15 protein-coding genes are annotated in these 16383 nt (G+C 55.2%); 3 read left to right on the top strand and 12 right to left on the bottom strand.

Features of this window, described 5'->3' with window-relative positions:
- Positions 1-47: 47 nt before the first annotated feature.
- From rfaH to K0F75_RS07975, 8 genes are read right to left on the bottom strand one after another with little or no spacing between them, the layout of a single operon-like run.
- Complete coding sequence (gene rfaH, locus K0F75_RS08010; protein ID WP_219061341.1) at positions 48-563, bottom strand: transcription/translation regulatory transformer protein RfaH; 516 nt, start codon at positions 561-563, stop codon at positions 48-50.
- A gap of 52 nt (positions 564-615) precedes the next feature.
- Entirely contained in the window at positions 616-1368 is a 753-nt protein-coding gene (locus tag K0F75_RS08005; RefSeq protein WP_219061340.1) for a WbqC family protein, read from the bottom strand.
- Positions 1369-1400: 32 nt separating this feature from the next.
- Positions 1401-3617, bottom strand: coding sequence for a polysaccharide biosynthesis tyrosine autokinase (locus K0F75_RS08000; RefSeq protein ID WP_219061339.1), 2217 nt, complete (start codon positions 3615-3617; stop codon positions 1401-1403).
- Positions 3618-4070 carry a low molecular weight protein-tyrosine-phosphatase gene (locus K0F75_RS07995; protein ID WP_219061338.1) on the bottom strand — a complete coding sequence of 151 codons (453 nt, stop codon included), beginning with the start codon at positions 4068-4070 and terminating at the stop codon, positions 3618-3620.
- Positions 4060-4998: a glycosyltransferase family A protein gene (locus tag K0F75_RS07990; protein ID WP_219061337.1), complete on the bottom strand. Its 939-nt coding sequence runs from the start codon at positions 4996-4998 to the stop codon at positions 4060-4062. The genes K0F75_RS07995 and K0F75_RS07990 overlap by 11 nt, the downstream gene beginning before the upstream one ends.
- A gap of 3 nt (positions 4999-5001) precedes the next feature.
- Positions 5002-6516 carry a lipopolysaccharide biosynthesis protein gene (locus K0F75_RS07985; protein WP_219061336.1) on the bottom strand — a complete coding sequence of 505 codons (1515 nt, stop codon included), beginning with the start codon at positions 6514-6516 and terminating at the stop codon, positions 5002-5004.
- 5 nt (positions 6517-6521) lie between these two features.
- Positions 6522-7643, bottom strand: coding sequence for a DegT/DnrJ/EryC1/StrS aminotransferase family protein (locus K0F75_RS07980; protein ID WP_219061335.1), 1122 nt, complete (start codon positions 7641-7643; stop codon positions 6522-6524).
- A gap of 53 nt (positions 7644-7696) precedes the next feature.
- Positions 7697-8482: a hypothetical protein gene (locus tag K0F75_RS07975; protein WP_219061687.1), complete on the bottom strand. Its 786-nt coding sequence runs from the start codon at positions 8480-8482 to the stop codon at positions 7697-7699.
- 1108 nt (positions 8483-9590) lie between these two features.
- On the opposite strand from K0F75_RS07975, the gene K0F75_RS07970 reads away from it, so the two are divergent.
- Both K0F75_RS07970 and K0F75_RS07965 read left to right on the top strand, forming a co-directional pair.
- Positions 9591-10757, top strand: coding sequence for a cysteine desulfurase family protein (locus tag K0F75_RS07970; RefSeq protein ID WP_219061334.1), 1167 nt, complete (start codon positions 9591-9593; stop codon positions 10755-10757).
- A gap of 57 nt (positions 10758-10814) precedes the next feature.
- Positions 10815-12623 (top strand): aminopeptidase P family protein, encoded by a 1809-nt coding sequence (locus K0F75_RS07965; RefSeq protein WP_219061333.1) that lies wholly within the window; start codon positions 10815-10817, stop codon positions 12621-12623.
- A gap of 31 nt (positions 12624-12654) precedes the next feature.
- Here the strand turns inward: K0F75_RS07965 and K0F75_RS07960 are convergent, their stop codons facing one another.
- Together K0F75_RS07960 and K0F75_RS07955 are read right to left on the bottom strand one after the other, a co-directional pair.
- A complete protein-coding gene (locus K0F75_RS07960; protein ID WP_219061332.1) occupies positions 12655-13263 on the bottom strand; it encodes a 2-hydroxychromene-2-carboxylate isomerase in 609 nt (202 codons plus the stop codon).
- A 34-nt stretch (positions 13264-13297) separates the two neighbouring features.
- Positions 13298-14038, bottom strand: a complete 741-nt coding sequence (locus K0F75_RS07955; protein ID WP_219061331.1) for an SDR family oxidoreductase — start codon at positions 14036-14038, stop codon at positions 13298-13300.
- Between the two features lie 90 nt (positions 14039-14128).
- Between K0F75_RS07955 and K0F75_RS07950 the strand changes: the two genes are divergently transcribed.
- Positions 14129-14701, top strand: a complete 573-nt coding sequence (locus K0F75_RS07950; protein WP_219061686.1) for a TetR/AcrR family transcriptional regulator — start codon at positions 14129-14131, stop codon at positions 14699-14701.
- Between the two features lie 3 nt (positions 14702-14704).
- On the opposite strand, the gene K0F75_RS07945 is transcribed toward K0F75_RS07950, so the two are convergent.
- Both K0F75_RS07945 and rhtA read right to left on the bottom strand, forming a co-directional pair.
- Positions 14705-14983: a hypothetical protein gene (locus K0F75_RS07945; protein ID WP_219061330.1), complete on the bottom strand. Its 279-nt coding sequence runs from the start codon at positions 14981-14983 to the stop codon at positions 14705-14707.
- A gap of 185 nt (positions 14984-15168) precedes the next feature.
- On the bottom strand, positions 15169-16056 hold the full coding sequence (gene rhtA / locus K0F75_RS07940; protein ID WP_219061329.1) for a threonine/homoserine exporter RhtA: 888 nt from the start codon (positions 16054-16056) through the stop codon (positions 15169-15171).
- Between the last annotated feature and the right edge of the window lie 327 nt (positions 16057-16383).

The raw sequence follows: 16383 nt of genomic DNA, 5'->3' as shown, positions 1-16383 counted from the left end.
GAGTTCCAGGCGATTAGAAAAGATCGAAGGTCTGTGCAAGCGGCCTTTCAGACTCGTGCTTCCATCCGCGCCAGGCTGCTGATGGGCAGCGTGACCTTTTGTTCACGTTGCAGCAGATTGAGCAGGATCACTGCACGCTCTTCGCCGTCTGCGGTGAGAAAAATCGCCTCAATGTCGCAAAAACTGCCGGACTTGATGAGTACGTGTTCGCCCTGTTGAAACTCTGGCCGTGGGGCAGGGGACAACAGTCGTTGGCGAATCTGCTCAATCAGTTCGTCCTGCACCGGCACCGGATGTGCACCGAAGGTGACGATGCGCGCAACGCCACGCGTTGATCGGATCGGGTACCAGTTGTCGTGCACTTGGTCCATGCGGATAAACAGGTAGCCGGGGAATAACTCTTCCTCGCTGACGGCCCGTGGGTTGCGCTTTTTCGGCGCCCCTGCCTTGAGTGGGCGATAGCATTCGAACTGTTGACGTTGCAGGTGCTCTTCAGCGCGAGCTTCCTGACGCGGCTTGGTCTGGATTAGATACCAGCGAGCGGGGGTTTCCATGTAAGACATATGTTTACTCCACTGCAATCCGGGTTTGACTGGGTAGTACAACATCAGGTGTTCAGGCGGTGGCGGCCAAGGCCTCATGTCCATGAGGCGCTGTGCTGTTGCTGAGCGAGTAGCACGACAGCAGTTGTTGAACCTGCTCGACACAGTTGAACATCAGTACGTCAATGATCGACAGATTGGCCACGAAGGGATCTCTGTATTGCCGATAGTCGATGGGGTCGATTTTGAAGAACCGCAGCGACAGGTCATGTCGCGCAAAATACTCAGGGTTATACAACTCGACCCCGCCAATGGGATTGAGATAACGCTCGCAAGCAAAATTACGCATGATGCGTACCACCCGATCCTGCTTGTCGATGGGGGTGCCGATGTCCAAATCAGAGCTACGAAAAATCGGCGTATCGATGTGCAGATAAGCACACATTTCCCTGATCGAATGTTCGATGTAAAGCGCCAGGTTCTGTTGCGGGAAGTTGATCAATCGCTCCAGTAAGGGCATGACTTGAGCGAAATACGGAGCCTTGCGATAACTTTGGGTGATCAGGCTTATCAGGCGTTGGGCCTCGTCGGCGAAGTTGTCGCACAGTTCACGCTGGTTGATCGGCAGATCGAATCGATCCCGTTTCAGCGGAAAGGTAATCAGTTTGGCTTCGCCGTTGTAAAGGATCCGGTTGCGGTTGACCCAACCCGACCTGATGTACTGCAAGTCATCGCCAAGGACGAAGACATCGCTTGATGCAATCAGTTGGAAGTAACCCAAGTAGGGAAACAGGTACGGCTGCATCATTGCTAGCGTCTTGGCCATGTTCATCTCCTTGATAAGTCATATCCGTGCGTTCACTTTCGAGCGGGACTGTAGTCATACCCATAGGCTGAGCAGTCATAGGCATTGTTCGATGCCTTGCGTAACACGCCATTGAAAATAGCGCCTTTGATGACCACACCGTTTTGGCCCAGACGGCGTTTGCAGGCTTCGATTTCCTTGACAGTGCTCAGGCCGAAACGGGTGACCAGTAAACAGGTGCCCGCCTGGCGTCCGACCAGCGTGGCATCGGTCACGGCGAGGATCGGTGGCGTATCGATGATCACCAGGTCATAGAGCGGCGCCAGGTCGGTGAGTAGCTTGTTGAAGTTGTCGTGCATCAACAACTCCGACGGATTGGGTGCAGCAAAACCACAGGAGATGAAGTCCAGATTCGGCACTTCGGTGGCGTTGATCACTTCGCGGCTTGTCAGGCGGGCGGCCAGTGTGTCGGACAGGCCGTGTTTAGGGTGCAGGCCGAATACCTTGTGCAGATAGCCCTTGCGCATATCAGCGTCGATCAGCAGTACACGCTTACCCGTCTGGGCAATGATCACCGCCAGGTTGCTGGACACGAACGACTTGCCCGAACCGGGTGACGGGCTGGAAATCATCAATACATTGTTACGTGCTTCGAGCATCGCGAAGTGCAGACTGGTGCGCAGACTGCGCAGCGACTCCACGGCCAACTCGGAGGGTTCGGAGACGCTCAGCAACTTCGACTCCTTGCCCGCGGAACGGCTCTGGTTCTGTTTTTCCAGGCGCTCTTGTTTTCGCGAGTACGGCAGCGAGGCATAGACTGGCATGCCCAGGTTTTCGATGATTTCCGGGTTGTCCACGCCGCGATAGAACGCTTGGCGCAGGAATACCACGATGACTGCCACCAGTGCGCCAACTAAGGTTGCGATCACCACGATCAGTTTACGCATGGGCCTGACCGGCTCTTCGACGTTGACGTCAGCATTGTCGATGATGCGTACGTTACCGATGCTGCCAGCGCGAAGGATGTCCTGTTCCTGACTCTTGTTCAGCAGCAAGGTATAGGTCTGAGTGGTGACTTGCATGTCGCGGGTCAGGCGCAGTAATTCTTGCTGGGTGACAGGCAATGCCTGGATTTTTTTCAACAGGCCTTGTTTCTGTGCTTCAAGTTGGCCCATCTGAGTCATCAGCGCGCGGTAGGTAGGGTGTTCGCGGGTATACAGCCGTTCAACCTCGACCCTTTTGAGTTTCAGTTCGGAGAGCATGGAGTCGAGGTTGACTACTTGGTCGAGCACTGATTTGGTTTCGATGCTCAGGTCCACCGATTTTGCGCTGGCCTGGAACGCGTTCAAGGCTTGCTCTGATTGTTCAAGCTGCTTACGTACCAGCGGCAGTTGCGAACGCAGAAACTCCAGGCGTTGCGCGGCTTCGGCAGAGCTGCGTTCAACGTTCTGGCGCACGTACAGGCGGCTGACCTCATCGAGAATAACCTTGGCCTGGGTGGGGTTGGTGTCCTGAATGGACAGGTAAATAATCCCTGAATCCTTGCCGGCTTCATTGATGGTCAGGCGGCCCTGATACTCCAGCGCGCTGGTCAGCGTGCGCTCTTTGGTCAGCTTGAATTCAGTGCCGGGACGAGCCTTGAGCGTGGCCACCTGGATTTTTACGCCATTGCCTTCGACGGTCTGATTGGTCTGACCCTTGAGCAGCAGTTTGCTTTTTTTGTCATACAGCGAGAACGCGTCTGCTCCGTCGGCCACCAGTGTCATCGGTTCGCCGAGCAGTGCGTCAGGAACTTCCAGCTGGAAGACGCTGATTTGTTCGCCTCCCCAGGCGTAGTTCTTCAGGCCGAACAAGGGTTCAGCGAAGCTGCCTTCGGTTAGCGGTTTGTAAGTTCGGGCCATGTATGCGCCGAACACAGGGAAGTACCGTGGCTTCTGGATAATGTTGAGCTTGAGGTCTTCGACCACGCGGCCGAGCACGGCCCGCGACTTGATCAACTCTATCTCGGTAGTGGCCTGAGAGACTGACATTGGCTTGCCGCTGACTTCGGTAGTCGCCTCGATGCCGATTTTTTTAGGCTCGATTTGAATCATCGCAGCGGCTTGATAGGCCGGTGTCGCGAGCAGGGCGTAGGCCACGCCGATCAGGAAAAAAAAGCTGACGATCGAGGCGATCAGACCCTTGTGATCAAACAATGTGCGCAAGATAGTTGCCAAATCGATCCGGGTGTCCTGGTAATAGTCCAGGGAAGAGCGGTTCATAGCGGTCATTTATCTTGTTACTCCTGACTGTAGGTAAGGGAGCCAGTCATCGACACAACGCGAAAGGTGCTCGAAGGTCTGTTCGAAGGCTAGTTTCGGGCGCCGGTAGGGGTCGGCTATTTCCAGCTCGTGTTGCCATTTGCCAATCAAAAACACTTTGCCGCGCGCTTCTGGAGCCAGTTTCAAAATGCTCTGCATCTGCGCCTGTTCCATCAGCAGAATCAGCTCGGCCTCGCGCAACATCTGTCGGTCGACCTGACGCGCCTCATGGCGGTGAGCAGGCACTTGATGAGTCTTCAGAACTTCGCGGGCCAGCGGGTCCATCGGTGCGCAAAGCATTGCGTGAATCCCGGCCGATGAAATCTGCACACCGGGTGCCTGCACGCGTTGGCGAAACATCGCCTCAGCCATCGGGCTGCGGCAGATATTGCCGACGCAGATCACTAACAGGTTACTGAACATGACCTTTGCTGCCCGATAGGATCAGCCACAGACGTTTATTGAGATTGACGCTGACGTTACGGGCCAGCAGCAGCAATGCGTGTAGTTTGTTCAGCGGCCTTATTGCCGACAGCGACAAACCAAACACCTGGATCAGGAAGTATTCGTACAGCTCCTGATTACCAATACGGTTGTAGTAGTTGGCCAGGCTGGTGCACGTCTGCAGGCTCATGTGCAATTTCCGTTTGTGCGATCGCATGGAGAAAACCCCCCCCGGATGCAGGCGGTACATGGCAGGCTTGATCTCGGCGAGAAATTTACCTTTGCCAAATGCGCCGAGCAGCGACCACCAGCACAGGTCGTTGAGTGGCGCGAGGAGCAACTCCGGCGGCAGTTCGAAAAAAACATTACGAAAGCACACGGTCAGCGTTGAAATCGGTCGGGCCTTTTGCAGTTCGATGGCGCTGGCGTCGCGACGCAACTCGCCCTGTAACTGGATGCCCCGTTCACCCTCGCTGTCGAAGGACATGGCGTCGTGATAGGTCAGTGAGTAATCCGGATGACTTTCGAGGAAGTCCACCTGGATTTGAAGTTTGCGTGGGTCGGTCCAGTAGTCGTCGGCCTCGCAATAAGCGATGTAGCGTCCACGCGCTTCCTTGAACAGCGCGGGGACACAGGGGTTGCCTTGCTGGTACTGGTTAACGTCCTGATAAAACGGCCTGATGATTCCTGGATAGCGTTCGGCATACTCGGCGATGACGCGCGCAGTGCCATCGGTGGACGCGTCGTCGTTGATCAGTATTTCGAAAGGAAAATTCGTCTGTTGTGCCAGAAAGCTCTCGAGCGTCTGGGCGATAAACCCCTCCTGGTTGTAGGCGGGGCAGACGATGCTCAGCAGTGGCTCGGGAGCGCGCGGCTCTGTGGTGGCATTTTGCGAGGTGGCATCCATGGCTCAAGTACTCGGTTTGCTGAACAAAATGAAAATCTTCACGGCCAGTGGCTTATAGCTTGCCGCCACCAGCGTCAGGGTCACCAGACCGCACACCGCCAGGCCCATGAACGTCGTGATGCGGTCATCGCCGGCAATCATGCGAAACAGCGGTTCGCTGATGACAATCCCAATGGCGGTCATCAGGCTGATACGCAAAATATCGTGTAGCCATCGGCCATTAATGCCCGGCGCCAATCGGTTGTGCACGATCGGTGGCCAGATCAGAAAAGACACCAGACGCAGAGCGAACCAGGCCAAGGCCGCGCCGTACGCTCCTTGATAGTGGATGGCCAGGAGCATCACCGGCACCGTCACTATGGCTGACACCACGCTGTACCAGACATGCAACTCCATCCTTCCGTGGGCGTATTGCAGGTAAAACTGAAAGGCACTGGCGGCCATGATCGCGCTGCCCAACGAGTACCAGAGGAGTATCGAATGGCTCCATTGGGCAGCAACGTGGTCACCGGTCCAGGCGTAAATCAGCGGTTCGGCGTGCACCCCGATCACCGCCGCCAGTGGAAACAGAAAGGTGCACACGAAGCGGTTGGCGGATAGAAACAGAGCATGCATATCATCCTGACGGCCTTCTGCCATCAGTACAGTCAAGCGCGGTAATAGCGTTTGCGCCAGTGGGTTGGCCAACATCAGGATGCCGGTGGTGATCAGCGCTACCAGCGAGAAATAACCGTACTCTTTGAGCAACAGCATTTCCGAGAGCAACACCTTGTCTATCTGCGTCAAGACGATCCACAACACGGTCGTCAGGGACATGCTGGCGGCAAACGGAATGATCGGCTTGACCAGTGCCCAGTTGAAGCCACTCAACAGATGCGGGGTTGGCATTTGTTGGTAGGCCCGGGCGGCGAAGATCAAGGCTTCGATCAGTCCCACCAGCACCTGGAATTCGAAAAAGTCCCGAGGATCGTTCGAGATTGAACTGACCAGTAGCAACCCGCCGAAATAGCGCAGGGTGGCAATGATCACATTGGCAATGTTCAACCAGGCGTGTTGTTCCAAACCTTGTATGCCGCTTTTGTAAAGCGTCGAATAGAGGCGCAACGCGATGATCAGCCCCATCATGCTGATACAGCTGATAAGGGTTTGGTGATCCAGAACCTGAGCGTTGAGCCATTTCACCGCAATCCATGGGCTGGCCGCGTAAATCACCACGCAGCACAGTACTGCCAGTGGCACGAAGATAATCTCGAACGAGCGCAGTAAGTGCCCCGCGTTTCGCTCGCCGGCCGGCAAGCTCTGCTGATGGGCGACAGCACGAACCAGGCTGGGGGACATCCCTGCATCGAGTAACTGCAACCATGCCTGCATGACGGAAAAGAAACCGATCAGGCCATACGCTTCGGCCCCTAGATGGCCGAGATAGAACGGCATTATCAGAATGCCAACCAGCAGCGCGTAGGCCTGTCCGGCATAGCTCAAGGTGGTGTTTCTGATGACGGAAAGTTTTCTCGGCATGGCGTTTAGATAACCTGAGCGAAGGCCGTATCTTTAAAGCTGATTGGGCCAAGACTGCATTCAGCGATAAGGGTGTCGATGATCTTGTCTTGGTCATCGTGTGCCAGCCCCGGATAGATCGGCAGGCAAAGTACGCGCTGGCTCAAGGCCCGCGAAGCGCTCTGGGCGGCTTGGGGCTGCAGGTATTCGAGGGTGTCCAGAGACGGGTAGAAATAACGTCGAGGGTTGATGCCTTTATTGTTAAGGGCTGTCCGTACCCGTAATAGCTGTTGTTCACCGTGCAGGCCGATGGGGAAGTAGCTGTTGTTGAGTTCGCTATCGGGTGCGGCTTGTTGAAAGTCCACGTAATCGCCCAGCCGAGACTGATAGCGATGAGCGATTTCAGCACGCTGTTCGAAGATGCTGTCGATATCGTCGAGAATGCACAGGCCCATGGCCGCCGAAAACTCGTTGAGTTTGGCGTTGATCCCGAGGCCGTCGATTTTATCGGTGTCGGCGATGCCGAAGTTGCACAGCAGGTACACGCGCCGGGCCAGTTCGTCATCGTTAGTGATGATCGCTCCGCCCTCAATGGTATGAAACAACTTGGTCGCATGAAAACTCAGTGTGCTGATGTCGCCCCACTTGAGCACCGACTGACCCGCATGACGAACACCGAATGCATGGGCACCGTCATAGACGGTTTTTAGCTGGTGTTTACGCGCAATTTGCTCGATGCGCTCGACCGCACAAGGGTTGCCGAACACATGCGTACCCACGATCGCGGTGGTATCGGAAACGATCCTGCTTTCGATATGGTCGGGGGAGATGTTCCAGGTGCGCGGGTCAATGTCGGCGAAGATCGGCCGAATACCTTCCCATTGCAACGAACTGCTGGTCGCTACAAAGCTGAACGGTGTAGTCACCGCGCTGCCGCTCAGACCCAGTGCGCGATAAGCGACCTGCAGGGCCAGCGTGCCATTATTGGTCAGCAGCACATGTTTAACACCCAAAAACGCCTTGAGGCGCTCCTGCAACTCGCACACCAAGGGACCATGATTGGTTAGCCAGCCCCGTGCGTAGATGCCTTCTACGTAGGTTTTAAACTTGTTGATGTCGCCGAGGTAGGTCTTGGTCACGTTGATCATCGAAGCCTCCATGTCTGACGCTGAACAGTGATATCGAACAGTGAAGTACGGGACTAACCGAGCGTTGAGGTGGGTGGCTGACTGCCTGTTTTGCGGCTGACCAACCGGGCTCGACGTTGGTTGATTTTAAGAATGATTCGTGTGGCAAGGCTGCCCGCATGAGGGTCGCCGTAATGAAAGATGGCGGTCGCACGTTTCAGGTCGGGGCCGACAGTGCGGTTTGCATGCAACGAGCGATAACCCCAGAAGAAATAGATACTTCCCGGCTCCAACTGCAATGTCGTGGGCTTGAACCAGCCGCGCTGCATTGCCAGGCACATCAGCTTGCGACTGAAACGATTTTGCAACAGTGCCTTTTCGATAACATTGAAGACCACGCTCGAGCGCACGGTGCGTAAGTTGGGAAACAGAACTAAATCTCCGCGCTCTTCACCGTCTTGCGGAATAAAGATGGGAACCAGTGCAGTCACCAGACTGGCGTCGTAATGAAAGCAATTGGACTCTCGTTGCCCCTCGTTTCCTTGTACACAGCGAAGGACCGGAAAAATCTTGTCACTGATCGCCTGTTTGTTTGCGGCTTCGCGATACAACCTGGCCAGCAATGCCTTGAATCGGGGGTCGGCCCAGATATTCACCAACAAGCTGCCAGCCAATGCCTGTTCGCCGTGATAGGCAAAATACTCGCCAGGATGGAGGTCCGCGTGGAGGTCGGTGTAGGTGCGCAGCTGTTGGAGATCGGCTTCGCTGACGACACCTCTCAGCTGGGCAAAGCCATGGGTATCAATCTCATTGGCCAGCTTTTTTACTTGCTGCTCATCAATGTCAAAAGATAAAGGCATCGCTTCAGGCTCTTTATAGGTAAGTAAGGGAACTGGACGGCCATCAGGTCCAGGCGCCATTGCTGAAGGGCATGCATTACAAACGAACACCTTCACACCCCATCGTTTAAACACGCTACCGCCCGAATCTGCTGATCCCGGCGCGGCGGAGTGACTGAATAACAATGTTTAAACGTTCACGCTGCAACTTAGGCAAACGGCCGAAGTAAACCTTCAGGCAATGCTACCGCCCGACCGAGCACGCTCAGTAAAAAAACAAGTGTTCAATTAGTCAACGGACTCCCACAGGCGCAAGAAACTGCACCGTGCCTAAAACTAATTTCGTGTGGGCAGAACTGTAAAGCGTGTTGGCTTGACGCGTTGCGCGCTCTGTTCTTTGACAGGGCTGCAGTGGCAACGAATCGTCTGACAGGCATATATATCGACGGCGGCGTCCTTCCTGTCAAATTATTTCGTCAAGAATCTGTTAAATTTTTGATAAACGGTTTTGTAGCGATTGTAAGTTATTGATTTTATTAAGAGTCAAAAAACCATCGCGCGCACTGCTTAGGTGCGGCGACGTTTTTTAGACGCGTAAAAAAGGCGGGAATAATGCAATTAATCACGGTGAAGTTTGGGCAAGTAATCACCGGCCCGCAGTGAGTGTAGTTGGCTTTTATTAAAGGACACTGACTACCCGAATGAATGCATTGTCGCTGTTATCACTATTGTGTTGAGTGTTTTCGCTGCACGTGGTTGTTGAAAGTTGAGCGCGTCGATACCTGGCGTCCGCAGAGGAGATTCACTTTTTATCAGTTGAGTGCGGCGGTTCAGCACTCGACTGCCAGCTATATCGGAATAGCCCTTATTTCCAGTGGGGCTATTTGAGGGGAGACGAGTATCGTTCGCAACGCTGATCACCTTGAGCCGACAGGCAAGATGAGTCTGGATCAGGGGGAATAAGCGTGCTTGGGGTCAGGCCTATTTTTTATATTCTATTTTGGAATATGTAAATAATAATTAATAATTTTTTGATCTATTTAAAATCAGGCACTATCAAGCTCTCGACGCTTCGACATCACGCAAACACTCCAGCGTTCTGGGGTGCGCGCCTTAGAGTTATCAGTCTATGAAAAGTCTTCCTTTGTATTTCGATTACGCCGCTACCACACCTGTGGATGAGCGTGTCATTAAGGTCATGGTCGAGTGTCTGGGCCGATCCGGGAATTTTGGTAATCCTGCATCCAGCTCCCATCTATACGGTCAGCAGGCTCGGCAAGCTGTCGAACAGGCCCGTCAACAGATTGCCGATCTTGTCGGCGCAAAGGCCACGCAAATAGTCTGGACGTCCGGTGCGACCGAGTCGAACAATCTGGCGCTCAAGGGCGTTGCACAGGCTCGAGTGCAGAGGGGCGGGCATATCATTACCAGCCAGCTTGAGCACAAGGCGATTCTCGATACAGCGCAGCAATTGCAAGCGGCTGGTTATGAGGTGACTTACCTGGCACCGGATGCCGAGGGTTTGATCGATCCTGCAGCCGTCAGCGCCGCGCTTCGTGATGACACCTTCCTGGTGTCGCTGATGTTGGTCAATAACGAGTTGGGTACGCTCAACGATATTGCAGCCATAGGCCAACGTGTCCGTGAGCACGGCGCGCTGTTCCATGTCGATGCCGCTCAAGGTGCCGGCAAAGTACGCATTGATCTGGCCGCGCTGGCGGTTGACCTGATGTCGTTCTCCGCGCATAAGGTCTACGGCCCCAAAGGTATTGGTGCGCTCTATGTCGGGCCGCGTGCCGACCGGCGCTTGCAGGCCCAGATTCATGGTGGCGGGCACGAAGGGGGGCTGCGTTCGGGCACACTGGCCACCCATCAGATTGCGGGCATGGGTGCTGCTTTCGCGTTGGCTGCCGAAGTGTTTGAACATGAGACCGCTCAGATCGAGCGTCTGCACTTGCGCTTGCGGCAGCAACTGGCCGAGATCCCAGGCTTGCGCGTCAATGGCAGCCCGACCCAGCGGGTCGCGCACACCCTCAGCCTGACCTTTGGCAAGGGCGATCTGAATCTGGATGCACTGAGCAGTGACTTGGCCTTTTCTTCCACTTCAGCCTGTAACTCGGCAAAAAATGCACCGTCGCATGTGCTTCTTGCCCTTGGTCACAATGAGCAGTCTGCGCGCCAGACCATTCGCTTGAGCCTCGGGCGCTTCACCACGGAGGACGATGTTGACCATGCCGTGCGGTTGATCAAGGCCTCATTGACCCAGCCTGCCTTCTGGGCGGTTGCTCAGTCGTGAGTGCTGCTCCATTATCTGAACCGGAACATGCCAATTACCGGTTCAGCGGGAGAATCAATGAGTACGCAGTCGAAAACCAACGGAGTGGTCGCCGAACGTTTGGCGCAAGTACGCGCCCTGATGAGCCGGGAGCGTATCGATGCTTACCTGGTGCCGTCGGCGGATCCGCACCTTTCTGAATACCTGCCGGGCTATTGGCAGGGCCGGCAGTGGCTTTCGGGCTTCCATGGCTCGGTTGGGACCTTGATCATTACCCAGAGTTTTGCGGGTTTGTGGGCCGACAGCCGTTATTGGGAGCAAGCCACTAAAGAGCTGGCGGGCAGTGGCATCGAGTTGGTGAAGTTGATGTCGGGCCAGCCCGGTCCGCTGGATTGGCTGGCTGAAAAGGCCACGAGCAACAGCGTTGTCGCAGTGGATGGCGCTGTGCTGGCGGTTGCTTCGGCACGTACGCTTGCCGCCAGGTTATATGAGCGCGGCGCTAGTTTGCGCACGGATTTTGATCTGCTCACAGAGCTATGGCTGGACCGTCCCGGGTTGCCGACCAATGCCATTTATCAGCATTTACCACCTCAGGCGACCGTGAGTCGAGGTGACAAACTGGCCAAACTGCGTCAGGCGTTGCAAGAGCGCGGTGCGGATTGGCATTTCATAGCGACTCTGGATGACATCGCCTGGCTGTTCAACCTGCGCGGTGCTGATGTTTCCTACAATCCTGTGTTTATGTCTTTTGCCTTGATTGGCCCTCAACGGATCAGCCTGTTTGTCGACTCCGTCAAAGTTGATGCCGAGCTGCGCCAAGCACTGGAGGGGGAGGGCATCACTCTCGTCGAATACACCAAAGTTGCCTCGGCGCTGCGTGATGTCCCGGCCGATGCCCGATTACTGATTGACCCGGCACGTGTCACCTGTGGCTTGCTGGACCACCTTAAAGCTGAGGTGACACTGGTTGAAGGGCTTAACCCGACAACGCTGTTCAAGTCGCAAAAAAGCGATGCCGATGCGCAACACATCCGTCAGGCCATGGAGCAGGACGGTGCTGCACTGTGTGAGTTCTTTGCCTGGCTGGAAGCGACACAGGGAAGGGAGCCGATCAGTGAGTTGTCCGTTGATCTCCATTTAGGTCAGGCTCGGGCCCGTCGTCCGGGCTATGTCTCACCAAGCTTTGCGACCATTGCGGGTTTTAATGCCAATGGGGCCATGCCGCATTATCGCGCCACAGAGCGCGAGCATGCGCAGATTGAAGGTGATGGCCTGCTGCTGATCGATTCGGGCGGTCAATACCTGGGTGGCACTACGGACATCACGCGGATGGTGCCCATCGGAACGCCCAGCGCCGAGCAAAAACGGGATTGCACGCGTGTACTCAAGGGCGTGATCGCGCTGTCGCGTGCACATTTCCCGCGCGGGATCGCTTCACCTTTGTTGGATGCTATCGCTCGAGCGCCAATCTGGGCTGAGGGCGTCGACTATGGTCACGGCACCGGGCATGGTGTCGGGTATTTCCTCAATGTGCATGAAGGACCACAAGTTATTGCCTATCAAGCCGTTGCAGCACCGCAAACGGCGATGCTGCCAGGCATGATCACCTCTATTGAACCCGGCACGTACCGTCCTGGTCGCTGGGGGGGGCGCATTGAAAACCTGGTGCTCGCTGTTGATGCCGGGAAAACCGAATTTGGTGAGTTTCTCAAATTCGAAACCCTGACCCTGTGCCCTATTGATACTCGTTGTCTTGAGGTTTCCTTGCTGGCCCAAGACGAGCGTGACTGGCTCAACGCCTATCACGCTCAGGTCAACGAGCGCCTCAGTCCACTGTTACAAGGGCCTGCGCTGGAATGGATGCGCGCGCGCACGGCCTCGATTTAGGCGGATTGCGCTTTGTCCATGCCCCGTTTGCTCATGTCGACAGGGTGTGGATACTCAGGGCTTCACGAACGAAATCCAGACGATCCTGGCCAAAGAACAGCTCATCGCCGATGAACATGGAGGGCGCACCGAACACGCCGCGTTGCACGGCGAGTTCGGTGGTGGCTTTGAGCTGATCCTTGACCTGCGGATCATTAATCCATTCGGCTATCAGCTCAGGGTCGAAGCCGCCGTCTTTTAGAGCTGAAGCCACTATCGCGGGGTCGTTGAGATTTAGTCCGTCGATCCACAGCGCCTTGAAGATGCAATCGAGGTAAGCGATAAAGCGCTCCGGTTGGCGCAACTGCACACCTGTCGCAGCGCGCATCAGGTTTAGCGTATTGATTGGGAAGTGCGGATTGAAACGCAGCGGTACACCATAGCGTTTGGCGAAGCGGTCCATGTCTCGAAGGGTATAGAGAGCCTTGGCCGGGACGCTGATAGGCGAGGCATTGCCAGTGGTCTTGAACACGGCTCCGAGCAGCATCGGCCTGTAAATCAGTTGGCTTCCTGTTTCCGTGCAGATCTTGCCGAGTTGGGTGTAGGCCAGGTAGCTGGAGGGGCTGCCGACGTCGAAGAAGAACTCTACCGTCTTGCTCATGTTTGATATTCCTTGTTGTTATTGTGAGACGCCCTTACCAGCGTTCGCTCCATGGTCGTAGGTCCAGCTCGAACGTCCAGGCGTCGCGCGGCTGGCTGTGCAAAAACCAGTAGTTATCGGCGATGTGTTCCGGGTTGAGGATGCCATCCTCATCTTTAAGGGCGTAACGATCCGGGAATTGAGTCCGTATGAAGTCGGTATCGATGGCGCCGTCCACAACCACATGGGCTACGTGAACATTCAGCGGTCCCAATTCACGCGCCATGCTTTGAGCCAGCGCGCGAATACCATGCTTGGCTCCGGCGAAAGCGGCAAAGCCGGATGCGCCACGCAAGCCTGCTGTGGCCCCGGTGAACAGAATCGTGCCACGCTGGCGTTTCACCATGCGCTTGGCGACTTCCCGGCCATTTAGAAAGCCGGAGAAACACGCCATTTCCCAAATCTTGAAATATTTGCGCGCAGTTTCTTCAAGAATGCTGCAAGGGACGTTAGCGCCGATGTTGAAGACGAAGGCCTCAATTGGACCTATCCTGGTTTCGATGTCCTCCACCAAGGCGATGACATCCTCTTCCTTGCGAGCATCCGAGGCAAAACCGTGAGCTTGCCCCCCTTCGGCGTTGATCGCGTCCACGAGTGGCTGCAGCTTGTCAGCACTGCGCCGAGTAACACAGGCGATATAGCCTTCACGCGCAAACCGCTTGGCGATAGCGCCACCCGTTGCATCCCCTGCGCCGATTACCAATACGACTTTCTTGTTGTTTGAGTCATCTATCATGGCTTGATCCTTAGCTAAACGATCGTTTACCAAACGAACGTTATGCTACGCTTTGGCTTGCGTCAAGAAGGCGGTTATCCAGAGGTGTACGTGCGCTATTCAGTGATTCACAAAGAGCAGACCCGCGAAAAGCTGCTGGAAAGCAGCGGGGTCATGGCCAAGGAGCAGGGTTTTTCGACGATTGGCGTTGATGGCCTTATGAAGGCGATTGGGCTTTCAGGCGGGGCCTTCTATAGCCACTTTTCTTCAAAGGACGAATTGTTCGGCGCTATCGTCGAGCGGGAGTTGAGCAACAGTTTGCGGCGTTTGAGTGCGGAGGGAGATCAGGATCGCCTAAAGCTGAAGCGGTGCCTGAAGCAGTACCTGAGCATGGCGCACGTAGAAAACCCGCAGAAAGGATGTGCGTTACCAGCTCTTGGGGCCGAAATTGCCAGGGCTGATCAGGCTGTTCGGCTAAACGCCGAAGGCTGGTTATGTCAGTTGCAACAGGCGTGGGCGCATACGCTGGGCAGCGAGAGCCTTGCGTGGGCTACGCTGTCGCAATGCATCGGCGCATTGGTGGTCGCGAGAATGATGTCTACTGTTCAGATTCAGCAGCAAGTTCTCGATGCCAGCCACGATTTGTTGGTCCGCCAAATCGATGCGCAAGAGGTCGGTGAGTAGAGGTTATTTGCAGATGATGATCATGCTGCGGCTGGTATAGCCTGCTGGGTTGAGGCCGAAAGGATAATCACCCGGGTCTTCCACGGCGTCGCCGGATTTGGCGATGAGCTTATAGCCTTTTGCGTCGCATGAGCTGGCTGCGAGTTCATAGCACTTGGCCCAAGAGGAGGTGAGTCCAGAGCAGTTGATATGAAGTCCGCGTTTGCCAATCTTTACAGGTTTGGCCGTTGCCGCGCAGCCAACGAGCGCCAACAATGCAAAGACTATTAGTATGTGTTTCATTCCCTTCCTTACCTGGCGAATGCATAAATGCCAGCGCCTTGCTCTGAATTCGCTTATCTGCGTGATCGTGCCGATGACGTCCAGGTCGGGATGAAACTCCAGCGGTGATAACGGCGACGGGACTAAACATGGCTCAACCACGTTACAAATGCTAGAGGCATCGTGTATCTATTTTGAAAGCCGGGTCAGTCAGCCGGTACCAATGTCGGCGATTTCGGGCGCATGGTCAGTGTTGCACCTACTGACGCCAGAATGATTGAGCCAATGGCGAGCCACTGCATCAGGGTCAGGCTTTCATGCAGGAAAAGTAATCCGGACAACGCTCCAAACGCGGGTTCGATACTTGTCAGGGTGCTGAAGGTTCGAGCAGGCAGTCGCGTCAGTGCAATCATCTCCAGGCTATAGGGCAGGGCGGTCGACAACACTGCCACACCAAGCGCAGTCGTGAGTAATGCCGGGTTGAGCAATGCCGAGCCTGCGTGCACGATGCCTATAGGTGCGATGAATATCGCCGCAATCAATACGCCCAGTGCCGCGGTTTGAATGCCGTTGTCAGCCCCTGCTTTTTGGCCTGAGACAATGTACAGCGCCCAGCAGACACCCGCGCCGAGTGCGTAGCCGATTCCGATCAGATCGATATTCGCACCGCTTTCCTTGGTTGGTATTAATAGCAGCAAGCCTGTGACGGCCAGAGCGATCCAGACAAAGTCGATTGCTTTACGCGAAGACAGAAGCGCCACGGTCAATGGCCCCGTGAACTCAAGCGCGACGGCGATCCCCAGCGGCACGGTGCGTAAGGACATATAGAAGAGGAAGTTCATGCCGCCCAATGCAATCCCGTAGATGATAACGGTGCGCAATGACTTGGCGGTCAACGTCGCTCGCCAGGGACGTAGGACCAGCAACAGAATCAGGCTGGCAAAAACTAACCTCAGGGTCGTGGTGCCTTGTGCTCCCACCAGCGGGAACATGCTCTTGGCCAGCGATGCGCCAGATTGAATCGAAGCCATTGCTATAAGAAGCAGGCCGACCGGAAAGAGCGTCGAGGCGAGGCTGCGGGGTTGATCAGTCATTACGGTTTAATCGTCCACGGTCATCTGTTTGGGGGCGCGAGCTCAATAACTGAGCCTATGATGCTTAAGAATGGTGGTCTGAGCAATATATTGCTCAGCGACGCGTGCTCTAGCTATATAGAGAGGGTGTGCTTGGGGCTAGTCCTTAGCCTTATATAGGTGTGTTTTACCAATGTGACAGGTATGTGAAATTAGGTGTTGACGCCCCGTCAAATCTCTCTATAATTCGCACCTCTTCCGGAGCAGATGAAACGGATAACTCCTTGTAAATCAAAGAGTTATCCGGGGTAAGCGGCGAGGAAGAGGTTTTGATCTTGTGGATCGAAA

The sequence above is a fragment of the Pseudomonas sp. UMAB-08 genome (assembly GCF_900095225.1).
Lineage (GTDB): Bacteria > Pseudomonadota > Gammaproteobacteria > Pseudomonadales > Pseudomonadaceae > Aquipseudomonas.
This window is presented reverse-complemented; position numbering and strand designations above follow the sequence as displayed.

Bases quoted from the DNA above. Each gene is read 5' to 3' on its own strand.
- rhtA (WP_219061329.1), bottom strand. From the start codon at position 16,056: ATGACTGATCAACCCCGCAGCCTCGCCTCGACGCTCTTTCCGGTCGGC.
- K0F75_RS07960 (WP_219061332.1), bottom strand. From the start codon at position 13,263: ATGAGCAAGACGGTAGAGTTCTTCTTCGACGTCGGCAGCCCCTCCAGC.
- K0F75_RS07955 (WP_219061331.1), bottom strand. From the start codon at position 14,038: ATGATAGATGACTCAAACAACAAGAAAGTCGTATTGGTAATCGGCGCA.
- K0F75_RS07965 (WP_219061333.1), top strand. From the start codon at position 10,815: ATGAGTACGCAGTCGAAAACCAACGGAGTGGTCGCCGAACGTTTGGCG.
- K0F75_RS07945 (WP_219061330.1), bottom strand. From the start codon at position 14,983: ATGAAACACATACTAATAGTCTTTGCATTGTTGGCGCTCGTTGGCTGC.
- K0F75_RS07975 (WP_219061687.1), bottom strand. From the start codon at position 8,482: ATGCCTTTATCTTTTGACATTGATGAGCAGCAAGTAAAAAAGCTGGCC.
- K0F75_RS08000 (WP_219061339.1), bottom strand. From the start codon at position 3,617: ATGACCGCTATGAACCGCTCTTCCCTGGACTATTACCAGGACACCCGG.
- K0F75_RS07970 (WP_219061334.1), top strand. From the start codon at position 9,591: ATGAAAAGTCTTCCTTTGTATTTCGATTACGCCGCTACCACACCTGTG.
- K0F75_RS07980 (WP_219061335.1), bottom strand. From the start codon at position 7,643: ATGATCAACGTGACCAAGACCTACCTCGGCGACATCAACAAGTTTAAA.
- K0F75_RS07995 (WP_219061338.1), bottom strand. From the start codon at position 4,070: ATGTTCAGTAACCTGTTAGTGATCTGCGTCGGCAATATCTGCCGCAGC.
- rfaH (WP_219061341.1), bottom strand. From the start codon at position 563: ATGTCTTACATGGAAACCCCCGCTCGCTGGTATCTAATCCAGACCAAG.
- K0F75_RS07985 (WP_219061336.1), bottom strand. From the start codon at position 6,516: ATGCCGAGAAAACTTTCCGTCATCAGAAACACCACCTTGAGCTATGCC.
- K0F75_RS07990 (WP_219061337.1), bottom strand. From the start codon at position 4,998: ATGGATGCCACCTCGCAAAATGCCACCACAGAGCCGCGCGCTCCCGAG.
- K0F75_RS08005 (WP_219061340.1), bottom strand. From the start codon at position 1,368: ATGGCCAAGACGCTAGCAATGATGCAGCCGTACCTGTTTCCCTACTTG.